Below are 20,350 nucleotides of genomic sequence, written 5' to 3' on the forward strand. Positions count from 1 at the left end.
GAGCCACCATGTCCCGCTTCCAGGGCAACAACGGCCAGACGGTCAGCAACGAGTACGACGACGGTCCGTTCGTCTTCCGACCCGCCACGAAGGACGGCCAGAAGGCACGCCTGTCTCTCCAGGGCCCTTCCGGGTCCGGGAAGACGTGGACTGGTCTCCAGATCGCCGCAGGCCTTGCCGAGGGCCAGCGGTTCGCGGTCATCGACACCGAGCGCGGGGCCGCTGCCCTGTACGTCAATGACATCGACGCCCAGTTCGACACCCTTCCCATGCACCGCTACGACCCCCGGGACCTGATCAAAGCGCTTGCCGCGGCGGGGGCCGCCAAGTACCCCGTTGCGATGGTCGACTCGCTCAGCCACTACTGGAAGGGCACTGACGGCACCCTCGACCAGGTGGAGAAGTTCGCCAAGGCCAAGTTCGGCGGGAACACCTTCGCCGGCTGGGGGCCCGGCGGCAACCTGCAGAACGAAATGATCGAGGCCCTCATGGCCTACCCCGGTCACGTCGTCGCCACGATGCGGTCCTCCCGCAAGTGGGTCCTCGTCGAGAACGAGCGCGGCCAGAAGGCGCCCGTGGACATGGGGATGAAGGCCCAGCAGCGCAAGGACATCGAGTTCGAGTTTGGCGTCGCAGCCGAGATGAACGTCGACAACCAGCTCCGCTTCATCAAGAGCCGCTGCCCCGCCTTCCGCGGCCTGGAGCTCGACCGCCCCGACGGGGCCACGGACATCGCCAAGCCCTACCTCGAGTGGCTGCGGGCCGGCGCCAAGGAGACCGACATCAACGCCTGGATCGACGAGGCCAGCGCCGAGAACGCCACCCCGGGCGGCCTGGTCGCCCTCTACCGCGTCGTCGAAGCCGCCAGCGCCCTCGCCACCCCGATCATGCACCCCGAGACCGGCCAGCCGACCAGCCTCGGCGACTACATCCGGATGCGCGGCACCGCCCTCAAGGCCGCCAAGCAGCAGTAGCAGTTCGGGCGGCTCTCGTCCGAATCGAGAGCCGCCCACCCCAAGCAGACCAGATCCGAGAGGACACCGCTATGGACCCGAAGCCCCTCCAGCCCTTCGAAGCCTACTGCGACCACTGCCACCAGCAGCGGCCCCTCTTCCTCTACGAACCCGACCACGGACACCTCGGCGCGGCCATGTACTCCTGCCGCTGGTGCATGCGAGACAAGCAGCCCCTCCTCTGCGTTCGCTGTTGGGGCGCCGAGAAGGAGCTCGAGGAAAACGACTCGGGCATCAACGCCGACGCCGAGACGATGCGTCAGATCTGCGAAACGAACAGCCGGAGCATCGAGCGCCGTGAGTCGGCTGCCGCTGCTGACGCGGCGACCTGCGAGGCCATCGCCCAGGCCACCGAAGAGCGATCGGCATGAGGGCCTTCTACCGCGGCTACAGCGCCGTCACCGGCCGCAGGGCCAAGCAGGTACGCCGACTCCACGTAATGCGTGAAGACGGCGGATTCGCCGGACGCCAGGCCCTCTGCGGGACCCCCGGGTGGGGCGTCACCCACAGCCCCGCCGTGATCCTCGACCCGCTGCCCACCCAGCCGCCGGACGGACTGACCTGGTGCCGGTCCTGCATCGGCCACGCCGCGGACCTCGTCGGCCAACTCGACGCCTTCGCCCGCATCATCGCCGCCCTGAACGACCTCGCCATGGCAGAGGAGTCCGCGTCATGACCTCCATCCAGCCCGCCCTCGACGGCACCATCCCCCCGCCGGCCCGACCCCGAGCCAGCAGCTACCAGACCTGGGTCGAGGACGTCCGACCCGTCTTCGTAGAGATAGCCCGGAGCGGCCGCCGGTTCACCTCCTACGAGATCGCCGACGAGCGCAACCTCAAGGACCCGCCGCTCCCCAAGACGCACTGGGGCTCCTTCATCCACCGCCTCGCTGAGGACGGGCTGATACAGCACGTCGCCTTCGACGAGACCGAACGGCCCGGCGGCAACCACTCCGTCGTCAAAGTCTGGCGCGGCACCCGCGCCGCACGCAGCGGGAGGGCCGCGTGAGCCCCGGGGAGGCCGCCGCGGTCACCGTGGCCGTGATCTGCGCGGCCGTGTACGTCGCCTACCGGATCCTCTGCTGGCTCCTCGACCGCAGCATCCGGGCCCGCCGCGAAGAGAACCTCGAGCTCGACCGCTGGCAGCAGACCGCATACGACGCCGCCCGCCGCAACGAGGACGACGTCCGCCGCGACCTGGCCAAAGCCAAGGCAGCCCTCGACCTCACCACCTGCCTCGCCATCTGGAACATCACCCCGCACGACATCCCCCACCAGACCCGCAAGACCCGCCGGACGGAGGAAGACCAGTGACCACCAAGCCGCTCCCGCCCCACGGAAGCCTCAGCCGCCACAAGTGGCACGGCTGCAAGTGCCGCACCTGCTACGACGGCTACAACGAATGGCAGCGACGACACCACGCCGCGAAGCGCGGCAACACCTACGACAACCTGATCGACGCCGAGCCCGTCCGGCAGCACATCCTGCGACTGCAAGCCGCCGGCATCAGCACCACCAAGCTCGCCAAGCACCTCGGCTGCCACCCCGCCAGCATCATCTCCTTCGTCCGACCGGCAGGCCCCGGCCGCCCCCGCAAGCGCCGCACCAAGCCGGAGACCGCTGCCCGCATCCTGGCCGTCACCACCACCGAGATCCTCCCGGCGACCGTCGACGCAACCGGCACCCATCGCCGCATCCAGGCCCTTGCCGCCCTCGGATGGCCGCTGGCCAGGATCGGCCCGGTCATCGGCATCCATCCGTCATGGGTCGACGACCTCCTCAAGAAGGACGTCACCAGCGGCCAGACCGCCCACTCGGTCCGCCTGGCATACGAACGGCTCGCGGCCAGCAACCCGGAGCGCCACGGCGTCAGCAAGGTCAGCGCCAACCGTGCACGGCGTCGCGCTTCCGGCCTGCGCTGGGCGCCCCCGAAGTACTGGGCGAAGTTCCCGGGCGCCATCGACGACCCGCACTTCACCTCCGAGTACGGCCGCACCAAAGCCGACCTCCTCGCCGAAGAAGCCACCTTCCTCGTCACCGTCGCCGGCCTCACCCGCACCCAGGCCGCCGCCCGCCTCGGCAAGGACAAGTCCTACGTCGACCGCGTCCTCGGCCCCACCGACATGCGAAAGGCCGCCTGATGTCCACCGGAGCTAACCAGAAGGCCCGCACCGCCACGCACCGGCCGGCCGTCAGGCGCCGCAACTTCCGCCACGACGACCTCGTCGCCGTCGACCTGTTCTCCGGCTTCGGTGGTCTGACCCGAGGCATCGAGATGGCCGGGTTCACCACGATCATGGCCGCGAACCACAACAGCTACAAAGTCGAAGTCCACGAGGCGAACCACCCCGACGCCGAGCACTGGATCGCCGACCTGGTCGACCCCGAGGCGGCGGACTACCACTCCGCCCGCGACCTCCCCGCGGCCGACCTCCTCGTCGCTGGCGTGAGCTGCGTCAACCACTCCCAGGCCAACACCATCAAGGCCTATGAGCAGGGCGCGACGCTGTTCGACTATGACGACCCCGACTACGAGGCGCGGGTCACCAAGTCCGAGCGCGACCGGGCCACCGCGAACTGCGTGCTGCACTACGCCGCCCAGCACCACCCGCGGCTGATCCTCGTCGAGTGCACCACCGAACTCACCTCGTGGGGGCCCGCGGTCCAGGGCCGCGCCAAGGTCGGAGACGGCACCACCTACCGGTGGTGGCTCAAGCAGTTCGACCTCCTCAACTACCGGCACAAGATCCTGTACCTCAACTCGCAGTTCTTCGGCGTACCGCAGTCCCGAGACCGGCTGTACATCGCGTTCTGGGACAAGGCCCTGCCCGCCCCCGACCTCGAGCACCGGCCGGCCACGCACTGCCAGCACTGCGACAAGGACGTCGAAGCGGTGTGGACGTGGCGCACCGGGGTCCCGCCGACCGGATCCGTGCGCTACGGCAAGCAGTACGAGTACCGGTGCCCCAGTTGCCGCCGCCCGGTCGTCCCGCCCATGACGCCGTCCCTGGCAGCACTCGACCTGACCGACCTCGGGACCCGTATCGGTGACCGTGTGAAGCCACTCGCACCCGCGACGATGGCCCGTGCGGAGCGCTGCCGCCAGAGGTTCGCCCAATTCCCCGCGGTCCTCATGCCAGCGAAGTCCGTACACGGTTCCGAGCGGCATCCGTGGCAGCCGATGGCGACGCAGACCAGCCAGCAGGAGACGTCAATCCTGTCGACCGGCCCTGCCAGCCTGTTCGTTCCCCCGCTCGCCATCGCGGTGGACAACTACCAGGGTGGCCCGCGCAGCGCCGCGAGCCCGCTGCCCACCCAGGTCGGCTCGGAGACGCTGGCCGTCGTGTCGTCCGGGGTCGTCCCGTTCCGGAAGAACACCCTCGCCGCGATGCACAGCCAGGCCATGCCGACAGTCACCTCGGATCAGATTCCGGGCCTGCTCACTGCCGCCGGCTGGTTCAAGCAGAACGGGCCCACGGGCAACGAGACGGCGCCGCATCCACTCACCCACCCCCTCGGCACCCTCACCGCCCGCGACACCACGGCACTGCTCATGGCCCAGTGGCGGGCCGCGCTCAGGGACCTCCCGCTCGAGGACTGCTACTTCCGGATGATGGCCGCCCACGAGGTCGGCCGCGGCTGCGGCTTCGACGTCGACTTCAGCGACTACAGCGGCACCTTCATCGTCTGGGGCTCTGCCCGAAACCAGGTCGATGGCTTCGGCAACGCCGTATCCCCGCAGGTCGGCGCCTGGATCGGAGCTCGACTCCGAGCCGTCATCCACACCCGCCAGGACAGCGGCCCAGAGCTCGCCGCCGCGGCCTAGCCGTCCCCTTTACCCGCACCAGCCAGAGAGAAGACGACGCATGGGCTACGAGCTTCGCCGCCAGCTGCGGGAAGTGCTCGGACCGGACATCACCGGCCTGCAGCGCGCCGTGGCCCTCGAGATCGCCGACGACGCCAACGAGGCCACCCGGGAGAGCTGGGCCAGCCTCGACGACTTGGCTCGCTGGACCGGAGCGAAGGACGCCATCGTCGTCCGCAACGCTCTCAAGCGGCTGGCCGTGAACGGCTGGGAGTTCCGAGTGCCGATCGGTAAGGGCAAGGACGGACGCGTTCTGTACGCGGTCCCCGGCCATCGCGTCACGTTCCGGGTCCCCCCCTTCGAAGGGGTAGCCACCGCTACCCCTTCCCTCCCCAAGGGGGAGCCGGGGCTCACTCCGAATGAGCAGGGGCTACCCCTAGGGGTAGCAGGGGCTACCCCTTCAGGCGGTAAAGGGGTAGCCGGGGCTCATTCAGAAGGAGCCGGGGCTCACTCACAAGGAGCCGGGGCTACCCCCTTCTCCTCAACCCCCTCACCCCCTCAGGTAGATAAAGACTCTTCTCCCGCCGCTGTCAGCCGTCCGACCCCTCGGGCGGGCGCCAAGACCGGCCAGCAGAAGAACCACCACCTCGAGGCCTTCGGCGCCTTCTGGTCCAACTACCCGCTCAAGAAGGCCTACGAAGACGCCAAGAAGGCGTGGATCGCCGCCATCGAGCGCGGAGCCGACCCCAAGCGAATGGTCGACGGCGCCCAGGCATACGCCCGAGAGCGTCGAGACCAAGACCCCAAGTTCACAAAGCACCCGGCGACCTGGCTGAACAAGGGCTGCTACGACGACGAACCCGTGGAGTCGACCCGCCCCCAGCTCCGCGCCGTCTCCGGCGACGGCTCGCGCCCCTTCCAAAACCCCACCGACGACTCCGTATGGGACGAGGACTTGATCTGATGACCAGCAACCGACCCAACCGGCCCCACATCGACTGGCAGGCCCTCGGCCTCACCGCCCCGCCCGCCCACTACCCACACCCCGCCGACTACTTCGGCGACGACGACGGCGTAGCCCGCATCAAAGCCCACTACAAAGGCGAACTCCCCGCCTCCGGCCTCGAACCAGCCGAACGCCAATGGCTCCACGACGAAATCGCCGGCGAACAACGCCGCCTCGCCGAAGCCGGCAGCAAGCGGTTCATCGAAACCGTGCCCCGCCGCTACGCCGCCGTCCAGCCCGACGTCCGCACCGCCGACTGGGTCCGCCGCGTCATCGCCAACCCCGAGACCGAACCCAGCCTCCTGCTCATCGGACCCACCGGCACCGGCAAAACCCACCTCGCCTGGGGCACCCTCCGCGCCATCGCCCAATCCGGATCCGCCCTCGCCTGCCGCTGGCGCGCCATCACCGCCGTCGACATGTACGCCACCCTCCGCCCCAAAGGCAGCCCCGACCCCGACGCAGCCCTCGCCTCGTACAGCGGCGCTGGCCTCCTTTTCATCGACGACCTCGCCGCAGCGAAGGCCACCGAATGGACCGAGGAGATCACCTACCGGATCGTCAACCACCGGTATGAGCAATGCCTCCCCACCATGATCACCAGCAACGTGCCGCCCGGCCAGATGAAAGACCTCCTCGGCGACCGCGTCGCCTCAAGGCTCACCGAAATGTGCGAACGCGTCATCCTCCGCGGCGACGACCTCCGCAAAGGACGTGCCGCATGACCGAGCCCCTCAGCCTCGACGACACCCGCGCCATGCGCGAAGACGGCGACCTCGGCGCCTTCATCAAGGCCCACATGCAAGACGCCCGCCGCGTCGCAGCCCACCGCCGAGCCCTCGTCCTCAAGCACCCCGACCTCGCAGCCCGCCTCACCGACAAGCCCTTCCGGTTCAGCCGGCCCGAGACCTGGAACGGCTTCATCCCCCCGGCCACCTGGAACCAGGCCATCAACACCGACCCATCACGGCGAGCCCTCCTCGAACTGGTCGCCGAAGCCGAACGCCGCCACGGCCGTCCGCAGACCGTCGAACTGGAGGAAGCCGCATGACCCGCACCGAGCACGCCGAGGAAGCCGCCCACGCCACCGCCACCGCCGTCTGCACCACCTGCCAGACCGCACCCGGCACCCCCTGCCACGACGACGGCATCCAACGCCCCGACAGCAGCCCCGTCCACGCCGCTCGCTACACCGAAGCCCAAGGAGAAGTCGCATGACCGCCGAGCCGTACTACGCCGCCGACGGCATCACTCTCCACCTCGGCGACTGCCTCGACGTCCTGCCGACCATCGCGACCGCCAGCATCGACGCGATCATCACCGACCCGCCCTACGAGCTCGGCTTCATGGGCAAGGCCTGGGACGCCTCCGGGATCGCCTACAACACCGAGGTCTGGCGTCACTGCTGGCGGGTCCTCAAGCCCGGCGGCCATCTCCTCGCCTTCGGCGCCACCCGCACCTACCACCGCATGACCGTCGCCATCGAAGACGCCGGCTTCGAGATCCGCGACAGCATCCACTGGATCTATGGCAGCGGCTTCCCCAAAGGCCAGGACATCGCCAAATCCATCGACCGGCACCGCGACGACCGGGCGCAGGTCCTGCAGGTGACTGCCTGGCTTGCGGCGGCCCGAGACGCGGCAGGCTGGACCAACCGTCAGGTTGACGCCCTTTGGGGATTCAGCGGTATGGCTGGGCTCTGGACGACCCAGGGCAAGGCGGCGATCATTCCGCAGCCTGAGCAGTGGGATCGGCTGCGGGAGGAGCTCGGCTTCGACGATGCCGGCATCCGCGACCTAGTTGCAGCTCTGAACGCCAGGAAGGGCAACCTCAGCGACGATTGGGCGCAGCGTGAGGTGATCGGTCGCAGACACTCCGGGCTGGCCAGCGGGGCCACCAGCGTTTTCCTCAGCGGAACGACGGGGCGTGCGGCAGACGGCTCCATCCCGGTTACGGCGCCCGCTTCCGATGCGGCCCGTCAGTGGCAGGGCTGGAACACCAATCTCAAGCCAGCACACGAACCCATCGTGGTCGCACGGAAGTCCACCGGCTACGAGTCCACCGTTGCGAACGTCCTACTTCACGGCACGGGTGCCCTCAACGTCGACGCCTGCCGCACCGAGGGCGGGCAGGACTACCGAGACAAGTGCGCGTCGGTTGTCGGCATCGCCAGCAACCGCAACGGCGACACCCTCGGCGACTGGACCGGCGCGCGGGCAGACAGCACGCATGAAGCCGGCCGGTGGCCCACGAACATCCTCCTTGGCCACCACCCGGACTGCTCGACCCAGTGCGCGCCCGGATGCCCTGTGCCGAGCCTTGGCGCCGAGGCCCGCTTCTTCCCCGCCTTCCGGTATGAGGCCAAGGCCCCTGCATCGGAACGTCCCCGCCTCGCCGATGGCACTGCCCACGCCACAGTGAAGCCGCTCGCCCTGATGAGGTGGCTGATCCGCCTCGTCACCCCGCCCGGCGGCATAGTCCTCGACCCGTTCGCCGGCTCCGGCACCACCCTCGAGGCCGCGGCGATCGAGGGGTTCCAGGCCGTCGGCATCGAGCGGGAGGCTGCCCACGCCGAGCTGTGCCGGGTCCGACTCAGCAAGGCCATCGAGCCCGTCCTGTTCGGCGACGCGTCATGAGCCCGCTGCAGCGCCTGTTGGCGGAGGAGTGGCCCGACGGATCCTTCGGCGGCCCCCGACCCGCCGTCACGGTCACCTGCCAGTGGTGCCGCCAGCCGATCCCCGCTGACACCGCGACCTACTGGGACGACCTGCCCCAATGCCCCAACCCACACCGCTGCCCGCCACGCGCCGCCGAACAAGCCCAGCACTACGCCGACCTCGCCGCCGCCGTCTACCGCACCCACCGAACCCGAAAGGCCACGACATGACCGACCAGCCCGACTGCGACGAAGAGGCGCCACCCACCGACGCGCAGGTGGCCTACAACGTGGCCCAGGGCGAGCTGTACCAGCTGGCTGTCCACGGCCACCACCGGTACGCGCCGCTGTTCGACTCCAAGACCGGCGGCTACTTCTCCATCAACGCGATTCAGGAGGGCGTCCGCGACTACGCCCGACGGATCCAGGCGGCGCAGGAGCAGTTCGAGGCCGCGGTCCTGCTACGCGCGGCCGAGCAGCTCGAGGCCAAGGGTGGCCCCACGTGCAGCCCTGGCGACTGCTGCTGGTTCGACGCTGTGGCCGAGCTTCGGCGCCTGGCCGCCCCCACCCCGTGACGCGAACGGCCAGCCGCGGGCTATGCAGCCGGCCGGACACCCCGATCTTCCCACCGCACCGAAGGAGACGTCATGACCGAGCCCGTCGACCCCGCCAAGGCCGCAGCCGTCGAAGCCCTGCACACCGCGCTCACCGGCGGCGCCGCGATCATCTGCTACGCCAAGTGCGAGCCCTGCCAGTGGGGCCAGCACTACGACGAGCCCACCGAGCACCGCTGGGCGGGGCCCGAGGATGTCGAGCACGCCGCTGCCACCGGGCAGCCCGTGCCGACCGGCAGTTGCGCCTGCAGCTGCGCCCGCGGCGGCGCGTCGTGACCGCGCCCGCCCGGCCGGTGGTCAGCCTGACGCCCGAGCAGATAGCCGTCCTCGAACTCGTGGCCCAGGGCTACACCCTCGAGCGGGCAGGCAAGGCGCTCGGCGTCAGCAGGAACGCGGTGAAGCTCCGCCTTCACCGGGCGAGTGCCCAGCTGGGCGCGGAGAACTCGACGCACGCGGTCTTCCTAGCCTGCCTCGCCGGAATCCTCGACGGCCGGCGCCAACACCACGGCGACCACAACGGCTACGAGGCCCACATTCGGCGCCGGGACAAGATCTGCGACCCGTGCCGCGACGGGGAGAAGGCGTACCGGGCGGCCCTGAAGGCCCGCCAGACGCCACAGGAAGCCGCGTAGGAGCCCCAGGGTCCCCGAACCCGCATTCCGACCCCCAAGCCCTCCAGCAAAAGCGAGTAGACCGGGAAGGACCCACAATGACCGACCTCCAGAACCAGACCCCCGCTGAGACCGAGCCCGCCACGCTCCCCGCCAACGCCATCAACTGCTCTTGCGGGGCCTGGTGGACCGGACTCACGCGCAGCCACTGCGCCGCCCCCGGCTGCCACGAAACGTTCAGCTGCGAGTCCGCCGCCGACAAGCACCGCATCGGCGCCTTCGGCATAGACCGGCGTTGCGCTCACCCCGTGGAAGTCGGCCTCACCGCACGACCCAAGGCCTACGGACTGCTGTGGGGCTGGCCGGCGAGCGAGAGCTACGACCCCGCCAGCAAGCGCCAGCCTGCCGCCTGAGGCCCTCTCAGGGCTCCGGCGTCGCGAGAGCCGCCGGAGCCCACCCCAGAGCCTCACGCGGCCGTACAGCCCCGCCCCGACCCGACACCCGGAGGAACCCCATGACCGCCATCCAACCTGGCCAGACCTACCGCTCCGTCGACCCTCGCGACAACATCCGCATTCGCGTCACCGCCTACGAACCGGGCTGGGCCGGAGCTGACGTAGTCGACGCTGTCACCGGCAAGCGGCCCCGGCGAATCCTCACCCGCAGCCTGCATGCCAGCCCGACCACCAAGACCGGTCAGACCCGCCGCACCGGCTACGTCCTCGAGGCCAGCCAGTGACCGCCGCCGATGAGGTTCGCGCGCTGCTCAACGCCGAACCCACCGACTGGCACACGGTCGGTTGCCATCGATCCTGCCGCTTCGAGCACACCAACGCCCCCGGCGGCTGCGCGCACGCCCCGGCCCTCGACCCCGAGCAGCGGCTGAGCGTTCTCCGCCACTACACCGCCGACGACGGGCACCCCTCGATCGGCACCCAGACCTACAGCTTCCGCGAGCTCACCGACGCGATCAGCGCCGCCATCCGAACCGTCGGCATCACCCTCGGCCCGAACTCGCTGAAGCTCCTCGAGGACGGCGTCCGGATGCGGCTCACGGACGGCGAGTACGACGCCATGGCCATGACCGCGGCGGCAGCGCTCATCGAAGGCCAGCCGTGACCGGCCAGCTGTTCCTGCCCGGCTGGGAGACGGAGCCCTGCCACGGAGCCCCGCCCGACCCCGACGAGCAGGCGCACACCGACCTCCATGCCCGCCGACTCCAAGCCATCCCCGGCGACCACGGACGACCTGGCGGCCGGGGCACGTACAACCAGCCATGCCGCATCCACACCGTGAAGATCAAGGGAGATCTCCTGTGACCCCCGCCAACGAACTCGAGGCCGCCGCCGAGCAGCTGCGCGCCGCCACGTTCCGAGGAGCCATGACGGCCACCCCAGCCGCCGCCGCCCTCCTCCGGACCCGGGAGCCGCTCGCCGACTGGCTGGACGCCGCCTCTGCACACGTGCGCGCCGGATACGTCTGCTGCGACAGCGGCGCGCACCGCTGCTACGAGTCCGGAACACCCCAAGCCCTCGCCGTAGCCCGCGCGATCAACGGAGGCCAACAGTGACCACCCCGCCCACCCGCCGCGCCCTCGCCCTCGACGCCGTCAAGCAGGCCATCAACGCTGGCGGCTACTGGCTCCCACCCGCCGGACAAGAAGCCGCAGTCGACGCCGTGCTCGCCGCCGTCAGCCTCGAAGCCTGCTGCGTCTGCGGCGGCGGGCCCGTCACCTACCGGAACTACCGCGAGCAGCCGTTCTGCTGGCCCTGCGCCGACTGCCAGTGCAACCAGACACCCTGCATCCGAGAGGCTGGCAGCCGCGAGAGCGCTGCGGCGATAGCTGATGCGTTCGAGGTGCCGCTGCACCTCATCGACACCAGCCAGCCGGTCGAACACTGCGGCCACCAGCTGCCACCGCTCGATGGCGACAGGCCCGTCTCCGAATGCGTCCTCCGACCCGGCCATCAGGGCAGCCACGCCAACAGGGAAGGCGCCCGCTGGATCGAGGCGGCGCAAGACACCTGCCTCGACAACCCACGGTTCACCGCCGCCCTCGGCTTCCCGGTCCGATGCCCGCACTGCACGACGACTGTCCCGCCAACGCACTGGACCAAGCACGTCCAGCGGCACCACCCCGACGAACCCCAGGCCGCCTACGACACCCCGGTCGGGCAGTCGGCCCTCGAGCGGATCCTTGCCGACGCCGCCCACCACGACACGTGCGCCAGCCAATCCCAGACCCCGGAGGGCGCCATCGCGCACAGCAGCATGGCCGCCGGCCTGCGGATAGCCGCCGAGCACGTCCGCCTCGGCCGCGACGCCGAGCTCGAGGCCAGCCAGCGGCGGGCGGTCCGCATCCAGGAACTCCTCGACGACACCCGCGACCGGATACGGAAGGACGCTGCCGCCAGCCGCGAATCCGAACGGCAGCTCCAGCAGCAGATCGACGCGCAGGCCAGGGAGATCGACCGACTGCGGGACGAGCTCGCCAACCTGCACGCCGGCGAGGAGCCCCACCCAGATGCCGCGAACATCGGCACCCCCGCTCAGTGGATCTGGTGCTGGAACCAAGCCACCCCCGAACAGCGCCTCGACATGGCCGCCCGGATCCTCGACGCGTTCGAGACCGCCGAGGGGTGCTTCCTGCTCAACCACAACACGGAGACGCCCCGCCGTAAGGCAGCCGAAGCCGCCATCGAGCGCGTTCGAGAGGTCGCAGCCTGGCTGCGCCTGAACTACCCCGGGCTGGACGCAGGGCAACGAGTCCTCGCCGCCCTCGAACCGCCGAAGGAGAACCCCGATGCCTGACCTGTACGGCTCCGCCGAGATGAGCGACGACCGACGCACCGCGATCGCCGTCTGGCTGATGACCAACGGGGTGGACCCAGCCGACGTACCAATCGACTCGAAGATCGTCGTCAACGAGCACACGATCACCCTCGACGTGTACGTCCGTAGCGATGTCGGCAGCAAGATCTTCGATCCGCAAGCCCAAGGGCCCGTCACCGAACGCCGCACCGTCCCATGCATCAGCCAGCCGCCGAAGAGCTTCCCCGCCTGAGACCCGCCCGCACGCCGCACCAGGAGAACGCCGTGACCGCGATCACCAGCTGTGAGATCTGCCGGAACCCGTCCGCCGTCCGTGTCCACGAAGGCTGCCAGGCGCGCCTCAACGAGGGACTCGCCGCCCTGCCCACCCTGTACCGCGAGCTGGAGCAGCACCTGGCCCCCGGCCGCCGCGGCGACAGTGGCCGGAGCGGTAGCCGGACCGCCCCGCTGCCGGTCAACGAGGCCGTACTGGACCTACGCGCCCGCGGAGGGATCGAAGGCGTCGTCACCACCTGGGAGCAGGTTGCCCGCGAAGACCTCGGCTGGGATCCGCCGCCATTCCGCGGCAACGTGCAGCAGACCGTTGACGGGGCCGTCGCCTTCCTCCGCGCGCAGGTCCCGTGGTTCTGCGACGCTCACGAGGCAGTTTTCGAACTCGCCGATGACGTCCGCCGGCTGAAGGCCGAATGCGACGCCATCGTCGGCGGTGAGCGGCCGGCACGCCGGATACCCGTCGCATGCCCCTGCGGCACCGTCCTCAAGGTCACCCTCGACACGCCAGGGGTCCGGTGCGGCGGGTGTGAGGTGCAGTACGGGCACGCCGAGGTGCTGCAGCTGCCCATGGCGGAGAGGTCCGCAGCATGAAGAAGCGCCCCAGCCGGGATGGCTGGGGCGCTCTCGCGTGTCTGGGGTCAGGCCTGAGGTTCCTCGTAAGGCGGCAGCGGGATCGTGTAGCTCAGCGTGTACCGATCTGCGGCGATCACGATGTCGCACGTCTCCACCGCCCGCGTGTCCACGTAGTACGTCCGAATGATCTCAATGACTGGCACACCCGGCGCGATCTTCAGCGACTCGCTCTCGTAAGGCCGTGGCGCCCGCGCGGTCACGTCCTCCGTGACGTGCGTGATGTGCAGCCCGATCGAGTCCATACGGGGCACGACGCCGGAGACCGGACCGCCCTCCGGATGCTCAATCGGCGTACCGCACGTCAACGCAAGCGGCTCGTAAGACGTGGACAACATCACCGGCGCCCGGTCCGCGAAGAACGTGTACGTCGTGCGGACAACCTGGTCTTCGGGCTCGATGCCAAGGCGCTCAGAGATGGCCTGCGTTGCCGTCGTGGTCCGCGTTGCGTGCTCCCATTCGGAGCGTCGTCCCTCGGCTTCCGTAGCGCGCTTCATGGGCGAGGCGACCGGTCGCTTGCCGTACAGGTCGCCGGAAATGCGGCGCTCTGGGGGGCGCTGACTACGAACGAAGGTCCCCCGACCTTGCTCCTTCGAGACGAGGCCCTCGTTCTGGAGGATGTCGACTGCACCCCGCACGACGATTCGGGAGACGCCGTAGTCGGCCATCAAGGCAGCCTCGGAAGGCAACTTGTCTCCAGTTCGCAGCACTCCATCCAGGATGCGCTGGCGAAGGTCGTCCGCGATCTGGATGTATGCGGGCTTGCCTTGGTACGAAGCCACTCTGACCCTTTCGTCTCGGTTGTCGTTACCAGTAGAACATGTGGCTGATCTGCACATCTAGAACTGTTTCCGTGACGACACGCTCACACTCTTGCGTAACTCGTCCTGCTCGTTATAACGTGCTCTTCATCGGCAGCTTCTACAGGAGCCGCAAGTTCTGCAACGCCCCGAACACGCAAAGGCCCCAGCGGGGTGATCCCGGTGCTACCAACACCGGGCCCGCCAGGGCCAGCGCATCAGAGATTGGGTCTCAGAGATGCAGCACAAGCGTACCGTGCCTGCCCCCACGAAGGGACAGGACAACCACCCTCTCGACGTCAAGGTCATCGCTGATGCGCTGCGCCTCGACCGGGCCACCATCTACCGCGAGGTCACCGCCGGCCGCCTTCCCTCGTACCGCGTTGGCTCCGGCCGCGGAACGATCCGCGTCAGTCGAGCCGCGTTCATGCAGTACCTCGACGACCGCGGCATCCCGGCGAGCGAGCTGGCGGTTGCGCTGTGAACGCCACGGCCCTTGCGGTGAAGCCCCCGCAGCCCGCCGCCCTCCGCCTGGTCCCCGGCCAGCGCCCCACCCTCGACTACGTCTTCGACACCCCGCTCGCCGAGATGGCGGCCGAGCTGCATGTCGAGGTCATCACCTCCGAGATCACCGACGCCGACTTCTTCGGTTGCACGGTGGTTCGCGGGTCCCGCATCGTCGTGATGCTGTCGCCGAACCTGGGCGACTTCGAAGCGGACTTCTTCACCCGCTACCTCACCGCTCAGGCGTACCGGCTGCCGATGACGCCGCTGCCGACACCGTTCGACGTCGAGCTCAGCCCGATGCTCGAGGGGGTGCCGGCCTGATGGCTGCCCTGCTGATCTTCACAGGCGTGGTCGGCGTCGCCTTCGTCGTGGTGTCGATGCTCAAGCGCTCCGTCGAAGCGCGGGCCGCAGAGGCCTCGAAGCCGGCCGAGAAGACGTGCGACCACCACTGCTGCCGGTGCCCCCGATGAGCGCCTCCGCCCAGTCGGGCCACAGCGTCATCGACCAGCCGGCCACCGCTCAGGACTGCCGCGCCGAGTACGCCGCCGCCCAGTCCCAGCGTGCCGAGTCTGCCGGCGCCCAGCGTGACCAGCTCGGATCCGCGACCGGCGCCGGACTCCACACCAACCGCTAGACCCACCCACCCCGCCTGACCAACGAGGAGCACAGCCATGCCCAAGTTCACTCTGCACAAGACCCCCGACACCGTCGAGTCCGCCTGGGCCGAGCACGGTGCCCGGCACCAGATCGTCGTTGCCTACTTCGGCGCCCGCACCAAGGCCGCCCGTGAGGCCGCCCGCTGGGCCGCCATCGAGTACGACATGGCCAACCCCGGGACCAGCCGCCTCGTCGACGAGCTCGACGGCGACACCGCCCAGGCCGCCTGATGGACGTCTCCGGCTACCAGTTACATCGCCGGTACGCATCAGTCTTGTCCCGCGTCGAGGCCATCGCCGGCCAGGCCTCATTCCTCGTCCGGCAGAAGACCCGCGGCCAGATGCCTCCGGCCCGGCTCATCGTCGCCGCCGAGAAGCACTGCCCCGCACTCGTCATCCGGGCACAGCAGCAGACGCTCGGCGTGGACACGCTGCCCATCCGGGCCGAGCGATGCGACTACCTCGGGACCACCACGCTGGGCCCCGACGGGGTCGTGGTCGTCATCAACGCCAGCCCACTCACCTCAGACCAGCGGATGCTCGACGAGACCGTCGTGCACGAGCTGGTGCACGTGGCTCAGTTCGGCAGGCCCGGAGCCCGCGAGAGCGCAATGAAGGGGCTCCGCAACAACTACGGCCTCGAGAAGCTGTCGCACCCGAAGGCCTGGAAGGTCAACCGGCAGGTCGACCGAGACGAGCGCGAGGCCCAGAGCCTTGAGCACCTCGCTCGCGAGATCCGCTGACCGGTTACCCGAGCCGCCCGACAGTCCCGTCCCAGACAAGGAGAACCCCATGGCCCGCTTCAAGCCCCGCACCCAGCACCACGCCGACCAGTCCGCCGCCGCGTCCGACAACCAGAACTACGGCGAGGCGTACCGCCAGTACAAGAAGATCGTCGCCGAGGATCCCGAGAACGCCACTGCTGCGCTCGCCCGCGCCCACCTCGCTGGCCGCGACAACCAGCGCTGAATCCGCGAGGCCCGCTGATCGGTAGCCCTCGCCTCAGGTCCGGCCCCCGTACCTGAGGCCAGGAAATCCGTCAGCATCACACCCCACCCACCACGCATGAAGGGCAACTAAGCCATGACCTGGGACATCTCGCACGGCGGCACCAAGCTCGGCTACTCCTACAGCGGCATTGCAGAGCTGCACCAGTGGCTCGGCGCCATCCTCCGCCCCGCCGACATGCAGACGATCCGTCCGGTCTTCGCCCGCCGCTCCGGCGACCCGTTCAAGGTGAAGCCGAAGGACGCCGGGCAGATCGGCAACGCGCTCCTCCTCGCGGCCAATCACCTGCCTGCCGAGTGGGCGCAGATGGCCCGCCAGATCGGCGACTCCGCTCTCCGTGCCGCCCGCGCAGGCCAGAAGTGGGAGTGGTCATGAGCACCGTCGCCACCGCGATGGCCAAGGCCCGCAGCTTCCTCGCCTTCATCGGCGTGCTGGCCCTCCTCGGATCCGACTGGTCGACCTGGGAACGGATCAGCCTCGGGCTCGCCCTCGTCGTGATGGTCGCCATCGGCAGCAGCGCCGACGGCCACCGAATCTGGCCCCACACCCTCAAGCGGCCCACCCGCTTCGACACCGCCGCCTAACCCCACCACCACGAAGGGATCCCTGCCGTGAGCAGCACCATGGACCACGTCAACGGAACCGCACGAGCGGCGGACCCGTGGTCGCTCGTCAAGCCCGAGCCGGCCTTCGACCCGATCGCTCTCGCCGAAGCCGACGCGATCCGGACCAAGGCCGACGCCGACGCCAAGGCGCAGCGGATCGCGGCTGAAGCAGCGGCCCAGGCCGAGCTCATCAAGGTCAAGGAGGAAGCCGAGAAGCAGCGCCTCGCCAACAGCCGGGCCGCCCGCCGAGACGAAGCCGAAGCAGCTGCGCACAGTGTTCGAATCGCGGAGCTCCAGCGGAAGCTCGCCGAGACGCAGCGGCTGACCGATGCCGAAGCCAAGGCCGCTGAGGAGACCGAGGTTGCGGCGGAGGCGGAGCAGGAGGCCCGCGAGGACTCGGCCCGCTCGTGGAAGCGCGCCGCTATCAGCTTCGCGGTGGTCTGCGCCCTGGTCGCTCTTCCCGTGCAGATGTCCGCCTTCTACAGCCCGGAGCGCCCGTACCTCGGCGGCGTCCCGGTCGTTCTTGAAGCGGGGGCATGGGTCGTCCTCAAGGGCGCGGCCGCCGCAGTCACCGACCGCCGGCCGCACTGGCACTACCGGCTCATCGCCTGGGCGGTCGCAGCGCTCGCGGCCGGCGTGAACCTCGGCCACGGCCTCGCATCTTTCGACACGATCACCGCCATCGCTACGGCGGTCGCTTCGATCGCCGGCCCCGGCGTGTGGGACCTCCACGAGCACGGCCGGATCCGGGCCCGCGACGGCAAGGTCTCGCGGTGGGCAGCATGGCGCGCCAAGTCCGCGAAGGAGACCGCCGAACGACTCGAAGCCGACGCGGCGATGGCCACGGCGAAGGCCGCCGAAGAGACAGCGGCCAAGCTCTCTGCAGAGCGAGCGGAGGCCTACCCGAAGGAGTGGGCGCACGCTCTCAGGCTGGCCGCTGCCCTCGGCGAGACCGTCGTCACCGAGGCGATCTGGAAGCGCGCCTACCGCGACCTCAACGGCGTCGACCCCGGCGACAGCGTCGACATCATCCGAGGTCGGAACGCAGCCGAGCGTCGCCTCATCGCGGCCCGCTCCGAAGCCCCCGGAAACCGGCCCGTCAAGGTCACAAACGCCCAGCGTGTTCCACATCTCCCCCCTGGCGTTGGGAGGGGCTCCAAGACGGGCCCCAAGGTCCGTGGGATCCGCCGCTCTGGCGACGCGCCGAAGTTCGTCGAAGCTGCCCGAAACCAGGCAGCCGTCACCGCCAAACAGGCCGCGAATCGAGAGGGTGAATCCGCATGAGCACCGCCGCCGTACACCCGCACCTGACCGTCGTCCCCGACCAGCCGGCCGCCCCGCTCGAGGGCGTCGTCATCGAGAAGACCGCGGCCGTCGAGAAGGCCCGGCCGTCGCTGCTGGAGGCCGTCAAGGACCACGTCGTCATCCACCGCGGCTACCTCCCGTGGATCGCTCGCGGATACCAGCGGCTCGCCTCGCAGTGGATCGACGGATACCGCGACGACTGGCCATGGATGATCGAGACGGCTCGCGCTGAGATTCAGGCAGCCACGACCTCCGACGAGCAGACCAAGAAGAAGGCGCTCGTCCTCAAGCACCGCACCGACTACCGCAAGCACCGCCTCATCTACGCCGGGGCATCCAGCGCCACCACCCTCGTCGGCGGCGCCGGCATCACGGTCGGCACCTTCACCGGCGGCCTGCTGGCCGACCTCCTCGTGATCGCAGGCGCTGCGCTCTACGGCGCCCACAAGGGCCGCCCCGGCAAGCCGACCGCCACGGCCATTGAGGCCGCCACGGACATCCAGCTCGGAGGCATCGAAGCCACCGCAGGCGGCATGACCATCGACATGCTGGCCGACGACACCAAGCCTTTCCCCGTTGCCCAGGCCGAGACCCCGCAGCAGCTCGCCGTGTGCGTCCTCGCCGCCATGCGCAAGGCCAACATCCCCGTGGCCGAGGTCTTTGACATCAGCAGCCACGACTGGGGCTGGGAGTGCACCGTCCGCGTCAGCGCGGGCACCCCTGAGGCCATCATCAAAGCAGCGGGCGACCTTGAGACCAGCTTCGATCTCGGCACCAACCGGCTCCGGATTCAGCCGCTCAAGGAGCGCCGGGCCTGCGCCACCCTCCGTCTCATCGAAGGCAATCCCTTCGCCACTGCCCCCGCCCCGCCCTACCGGGAGCCCAAGTCGATCAGCATCACCGACCGCTCGCGGGCCGGCACGTCCATCGGTAGCGATGCCCTTGCGGTCAGCCTCGCCGGAGTAATGGGGCTCGTAGTCGCAGCCTCCGGCGGCGGGAAGACCGGCATCCTCCAGTCCCTCGCCGAGATCACCACCGCCTGCTACGACAACGTCACCATCGACCTCGACCCGTTCGGCGACGGCCTCGAAGACCTTCACGACGCGGTGCGGATCACCGCGCGGACCACAGAGCAGATCGAGGCCGTCCTTGCGTTCTTCCTCGTCGTTGCCAAGGGGCGGGCTCGGCTCCGGCGCAAGCTCGGCATGGGTAACAAGTGGACTCCCTCACCCGAACACCCGGCATTCACCATCTTCTTCGACGAGTTCCCGAAGGGGTCGGAGCTGTCACAGCTCCTCGCAGTCGAGCTGCTGCTGGTCGGCCGGAAGGAGTGCGTCGACCTGGTGCTCGCCTCGCAGGGTGGCACGAGCCGGTACCTCAGCGAGAACATCGCCCAGATGATCGCCTTCCGGGCGGTCGGGCCGTGCAAGCGCGTCGACACCAACGCGGTCTTTGGTGACGGAGCTGCAGCTGAAGGCTGGCTCCCGCACCGCCTAGACCCGGCCACCGCCACCGACGCCAAGGACGCCGGCCACGTCTTCGTCCAGGGCGTACCGGGATTGGCTGATGAGCCAGTCGAGTACGCGATCCATCACGTGGACGCGGCGACCCTCCGCAAGCTCGGGGCCGAGCGGCTGGCGGCCGGCCTGGTTGACCTGGATCAGGAGTCGATCGACGCCATGGCCGAGGTTGACCTGCCGGAGATCCCGGGGTTCCCGAAGCTGCGGTCGTGGGCGGCCCTGCTCCAGCTGTGCGGCGCCCAGCCCCCGGCAGGACAGGCATCCTCGAACCCGATCGTTGCCGAAGCGCTGGCCGTCATGGATGAGCGCCAGGTCGGCCGGATGAGGACGGAAACCCTCGCCGCGGCGATGCACCTGACCGTGGATGAGCTGAAGGCCAAGATGCGTGCCGCCGGCGTCCCCGACCCCGGCCCGATCGGCGCGATCGACGGCCTGCAGAATCCCCGCGGCTACAAGCGAGACGCCCTCGCTGCTGCCTGATATGCGCAGATCGCACCGCTGATCGGGCTC

The 20,350-nt window shown here is 69.5% G+C and carries 36 protein-coding genes; 35 read left to right on the forward strand and 1 reads right to left on the reverse strand.

Going from position 1 to position 20,350, the window contains the following annotated elements:
* Positions 1 to 8: 8 nt before the first annotated feature.
* The 24 genes from ACWGDE_RS01500 (at position 9) to ACWGDE_RS01615 (ending at position 13,400) form a co-directional block, all read left to right on the forward strand.
* Positions 9 to 974: an AAA family ATPase gene (locus ACWGDE_RS01500; protein WP_453386914.1), complete on the forward strand. Its 966-nt coding sequence runs from the start codon at positions 9 to 11 to the stop codon at positions 972 to 974.
* Positions 975 to 1,045: 71 nt separating this feature from the next.
* Positions 1,046 to 1,384 carry a hypothetical protein gene (locus ACWGDE_RS01505; RefSeq protein WP_453386915.1) on the forward strand — a complete coding sequence of 113 codons (339 nt, stop codon included), beginning with the start codon at positions 1,046 to 1,048 and terminating at the stop codon, positions 1,382 to 1,384.
* Positions 1,381 to 1,689: a hypothetical protein gene (locus tag ACWGDE_RS01510; RefSeq protein WP_453386916.1), complete on the forward strand. Its 309-nt coding sequence runs from the start codon at positions 1,381 to 1,383 to the stop codon at positions 1,687 to 1,689. The genes ACWGDE_RS01505 and ACWGDE_RS01510 overlap by 4 nt, the downstream gene beginning before the upstream one ends.
* The gene (locus tag ACWGDE_RS01515) at positions 1,686 to 2,021 is read left to right on the forward strand and encodes a hypothetical protein (RefSeq protein WP_453386917.1); all 336 of its coding nucleotides are present in this window, start codon (positions 1,686 to 1,688) and stop codon (positions 2,019 to 2,021) included. Before ACWGDE_RS01510 ends, ACWGDE_RS01515 begins: the two co-directional genes overlap by 4 nt.
* The gene (locus tag ACWGDE_RS01520) at positions 2,018 to 2,326 is read left to right on the forward strand and encodes a hypothetical protein (protein ID WP_453386918.1); all 309 of its coding nucleotides are present in this window, start codon (positions 2,018 to 2,020) and stop codon (positions 2,324 to 2,326) included. The genes ACWGDE_RS01515 and ACWGDE_RS01520 overlap by 4 nt, the downstream gene beginning before the upstream one ends.
* On the forward strand, positions 2,323 to 3,153 hold the full coding sequence (locus tag ACWGDE_RS01525) for a hypothetical protein (RefSeq protein ID WP_453386919.1): 831 nt from the start codon (positions 2,323 to 2,325) through the stop codon (positions 3,151 to 3,153). The genes ACWGDE_RS01520 and ACWGDE_RS01525 overlap by 4 nt, the downstream gene beginning before the upstream one ends.
* Positions 3,153 to 4,838, forward strand: a complete 1,686-nt coding sequence (locus ACWGDE_RS01530) for a DNA cytosine methyltransferase (protein WP_453386920.1) — start codon at positions 3,153 to 3,155, stop codon at positions 4,836 to 4,838. Before ACWGDE_RS01525 ends, ACWGDE_RS01530 begins: the two co-directional genes overlap by 1 nt.
* Before the next feature lie 40 nt (positions 4,839 to 4,878).
* Positions 4,879 to 5,781 carry a hypothetical protein gene (locus ACWGDE_RS01535; RefSeq protein WP_453386921.1) on the forward strand — a complete coding sequence of 301 codons (903 nt, stop codon included), beginning with the start codon at positions 4,879 to 4,881 and terminating at the stop codon, positions 5,779 to 5,781.
* Complete coding sequence (locus ACWGDE_RS01540) at positions 5,781 to 6,548, forward strand: ATP-binding protein (RefSeq protein WP_453386922.1); 768 nt, start codon at positions 5,781 to 5,783, stop codon at positions 6,546 to 6,548. Before ACWGDE_RS01535 ends, ACWGDE_RS01540 begins: the two co-directional genes overlap by 1 nt.
* Entirely contained in the window at positions 6,545 to 6,874 is a 330-nt protein-coding gene (locus tag ACWGDE_RS01545; RefSeq protein WP_453386923.1) for a hypothetical protein, read from the forward strand. Before ACWGDE_RS01540 ends, ACWGDE_RS01545 begins: the two co-directional genes overlap by 4 nt.
* Entirely contained in the window at positions 6,871 to 7,041 is a 171-nt protein-coding gene (locus ACWGDE_RS01550) for a hypothetical protein (RefSeq protein ID WP_453386924.1), read from the forward strand. Before ACWGDE_RS01545 ends, ACWGDE_RS01550 begins: the two co-directional genes overlap by 4 nt.
* The gene (locus tag ACWGDE_RS01555) at positions 7,038 to 8,459 is read left to right on the forward strand and encodes a DNA-methyltransferase (protein WP_453386925.1); all 1,422 of its coding nucleotides are present in this window, start codon (positions 7,038 to 7,040) and stop codon (positions 8,457 to 8,459) included. The genes ACWGDE_RS01550 and ACWGDE_RS01555 overlap by 4 nt, the downstream gene beginning before the upstream one ends.
* On the forward strand, positions 8,456 to 8,710 hold the full coding sequence (locus ACWGDE_RS01560) for a hypothetical protein (RefSeq protein ID WP_453386926.1): 255 nt from the start codon (positions 8,456 to 8,458) through the stop codon (positions 8,708 to 8,710). Before ACWGDE_RS01555 ends, ACWGDE_RS01560 begins: the two co-directional genes overlap by 4 nt.
* Positions 8,707 to 9,054 carry a hypothetical protein gene (locus tag ACWGDE_RS01565; RefSeq protein WP_453386927.1) on the forward strand — a complete coding sequence of 116 codons (348 nt, stop codon included), beginning with the start codon at positions 8,707 to 8,709 and terminating at the stop codon, positions 9,052 to 9,054. The genes ACWGDE_RS01560 and ACWGDE_RS01565 overlap by 4 nt, the downstream gene beginning before the upstream one ends.
* Positions 9,055 to 9,126: 72 nt before the next feature.
* Positions 9,127 to 9,369 carry a hypothetical protein gene (locus ACWGDE_RS01570; RefSeq protein ID WP_453386928.1) on the forward strand — a complete coding sequence of 81 codons (243 nt, stop codon included), beginning with the start codon at positions 9,127 to 9,129 and terminating at the stop codon, positions 9,367 to 9,369.
* Entirely contained in the window at positions 9,366 to 9,725 is a 360-nt protein-coding gene (locus tag ACWGDE_RS01575; RefSeq protein WP_453386929.1) for a sigma factor-like helix-turn-helix DNA-binding protein, read from the forward strand. Before ACWGDE_RS01570 ends, ACWGDE_RS01575 begins: the two co-directional genes overlap by 4 nt.
* Positions 9,726 to 9,802: 77 nt before the next feature.
* Positions 9,803 to 10,117: an FDXHR family putative zinc-binding protein gene (locus ACWGDE_RS01580; RefSeq protein WP_453386930.1), complete on the forward strand. Its 315-nt coding sequence runs from the start codon at positions 9,803 to 9,805 to the stop codon at positions 10,115 to 10,117.
* A gap of 101 nt (positions 10,118 to 10,218) precedes the next feature.
* A complete protein-coding gene (locus ACWGDE_RS01585) occupies positions 10,219 to 10,443 on the forward strand; it encodes a hypothetical protein (RefSeq protein WP_453386931.1) in 225 nt (74 codons plus the stop codon).
* Entirely contained in the window at positions 10,440 to 10,823 is a 384-nt protein-coding gene (locus ACWGDE_RS01590; RefSeq protein WP_453386932.1) for a hypothetical protein, read from the forward strand. Before ACWGDE_RS01585 ends, ACWGDE_RS01590 begins: the two co-directional genes overlap by 4 nt.
* The gene (locus tag ACWGDE_RS01595) at positions 10,820 to 11,023 is read left to right on the forward strand and encodes a hypothetical protein (protein WP_453386933.1); all 204 of its coding nucleotides are present in this window, start codon (positions 10,820 to 10,822) and stop codon (positions 11,021 to 11,023) included. The genes ACWGDE_RS01590 and ACWGDE_RS01595 overlap by 4 nt, the downstream gene beginning before the upstream one ends.
* Positions 11,020 to 11,274: a hypothetical protein gene (locus tag ACWGDE_RS01600; protein ID WP_453386934.1), complete on the forward strand. Its 255-nt coding sequence runs from the start codon at positions 11,020 to 11,022 to the stop codon at positions 11,272 to 11,274. Before ACWGDE_RS01595 ends, ACWGDE_RS01600 begins: the two co-directional genes overlap by 4 nt.
* Positions 11,271 to 12,515 carry a hypothetical protein gene (locus ACWGDE_RS01605; protein ID WP_453386935.1) on the forward strand — a complete coding sequence of 415 codons (1,245 nt, stop codon included), beginning with the start codon at positions 11,271 to 11,273 and terminating at the stop codon, positions 12,513 to 12,515. Before ACWGDE_RS01600 ends, ACWGDE_RS01605 begins: the two co-directional genes overlap by 4 nt.
* Positions 12,508 to 12,768: a hypothetical protein gene (locus ACWGDE_RS01610; RefSeq protein WP_453386936.1), complete on the forward strand. Its 261-nt coding sequence runs from the start codon at positions 12,508 to 12,510 to the stop codon at positions 12,766 to 12,768. Before ACWGDE_RS01605 ends, ACWGDE_RS01610 begins: the two co-directional genes overlap by 8 nt.
* A 32-nt stretch (positions 12,769 to 12,800) precedes the next feature.
* A complete protein-coding gene (locus ACWGDE_RS01615; RefSeq protein WP_453386937.1) occupies positions 12,801 to 13,400 on the forward strand; it encodes a hypothetical protein in 600 nt (199 codons plus the stop codon).
* 47 nt (positions 13,401 to 13,447) lie between these two features.
* Here the strand turns inward: ACWGDE_RS01615 and ACWGDE_RS01620 are convergent, their stop codons facing one another.
* A complete protein-coding gene (locus tag ACWGDE_RS01620) occupies positions 13,448 to 14,221 on the reverse strand; it encodes a GntR family transcriptional regulator (RefSeq protein WP_453386938.1) in 774 nt (257 codons plus the stop codon).
* Positions 14,222 to 14,495: 274 nt separating this feature from the next.
* Here ACWGDE_RS01620 and ACWGDE_RS01625 point away from each other — a divergent pair, with 274 nt between their 5' ends.
* The 11 genes from ACWGDE_RS01625 (at position 14,496) to ACWGDE_RS01675 (ending at position 20,320) form a co-directional block, all read left to right on the forward strand.
* Positions 14,496 to 14,723, forward strand: coding sequence for a helix-turn-helix domain-containing protein (locus tag ACWGDE_RS01625; protein WP_453386939.1), 228 nt, complete (start codon positions 14,496 to 14,498; stop codon positions 14,721 to 14,723).
* Positions 14,720 to 15,067 carry a hypothetical protein gene (locus ACWGDE_RS01630; protein ID WP_453386940.1) on the forward strand — a complete coding sequence of 116 codons (348 nt, stop codon included), beginning with the start codon at positions 14,720 to 14,722 and terminating at the stop codon, positions 15,065 to 15,067. Before ACWGDE_RS01625 ends, ACWGDE_RS01630 begins: the two co-directional genes overlap by 4 nt.
* Positions 15,067 to 15,216 (forward strand): hypothetical protein, encoded by a 150-nt coding sequence (locus ACWGDE_RS01635; RefSeq protein WP_453386941.1) that lies wholly within the window; start codon positions 15,067 to 15,069, stop codon positions 15,214 to 15,216. Before ACWGDE_RS01630 ends, ACWGDE_RS01635 begins: the two co-directional genes overlap by 1 nt.
* Complete coding sequence (locus ACWGDE_RS01640; protein ID WP_453386942.1) at positions 15,213 to 15,380, forward strand: hypothetical protein; 168 nt, start codon at positions 15,213 to 15,215, stop codon at positions 15,378 to 15,380. The genes ACWGDE_RS01635 and ACWGDE_RS01640 overlap by 4 nt, the downstream gene beginning before the upstream one ends.
* A gap of 37 nt (positions 15,381 to 15,417) precedes the next feature.
* Positions 15,418 to 15,633, forward strand: coding sequence for a hypothetical protein (locus ACWGDE_RS01645; RefSeq protein WP_453386943.1), 216 nt, complete (start codon positions 15,418 to 15,420; stop codon positions 15,631 to 15,633).
* Positions 15,634 to 15,677: 44 nt separating this feature from the next.
* On the forward strand, positions 15,678 to 16,145 hold the full coding sequence (locus tag ACWGDE_RS01650) for a hypothetical protein (protein ID WP_453386944.1): 468 nt from the start codon (positions 15,678 to 15,680) through the stop codon (positions 16,143 to 16,145).
* 49 nt (positions 16,146 to 16,194) lie between these two features.
* Positions 16,195 to 16,371: a hypothetical protein gene (locus ACWGDE_RS01655; RefSeq protein ID WP_453386945.1), complete on the forward strand. Its 177-nt coding sequence runs from the start codon at positions 16,195 to 16,197 to the stop codon at positions 16,369 to 16,371.
* Between the two features lie 114 nt (positions 16,372 to 16,485).
* The gene (locus ACWGDE_RS01660; protein WP_453386946.1) at positions 16,486 to 16,785 is read left to right on the forward strand and encodes a DUF7739 domain-containing protein; all 300 of its coding nucleotides are present in this window, start codon (positions 16,486 to 16,488) and stop codon (positions 16,783 to 16,785) included.
* A complete protein-coding gene (locus ACWGDE_RS01665) occupies positions 16,782 to 16,994 on the forward strand; it encodes a hypothetical protein (protein ID WP_453386947.1) in 213 nt (70 codons plus the stop codon). Before ACWGDE_RS01660 ends, ACWGDE_RS01665 begins: the two co-directional genes overlap by 4 nt.
* Before the next feature lie 27 nt (positions 16,995 to 17,021).
* The gene (locus ACWGDE_RS01670; protein WP_453386948.1) at positions 17,022 to 18,299 is read left to right on the forward strand and encodes a hypothetical protein; all 1,278 of its coding nucleotides are present in this window, start codon (positions 17,022 to 17,024) and stop codon (positions 18,297 to 18,299) included.
* Positions 18,296 to 20,320, forward strand: coding sequence for a hypothetical protein (locus ACWGDE_RS01675; RefSeq protein ID WP_453386949.1), 2,025 nt, complete (start codon positions 18,296 to 18,298; stop codon positions 20,318 to 20,320). The genes ACWGDE_RS01670 and ACWGDE_RS01675 overlap by 4 nt, the downstream gene beginning before the upstream one ends.
* Positions 20,321 to 20,350 lie beyond the last annotated feature (30 nt).

It is taken from the genome of Streptomyces sp. NPDC054956, from assembly GCF_053609185.1.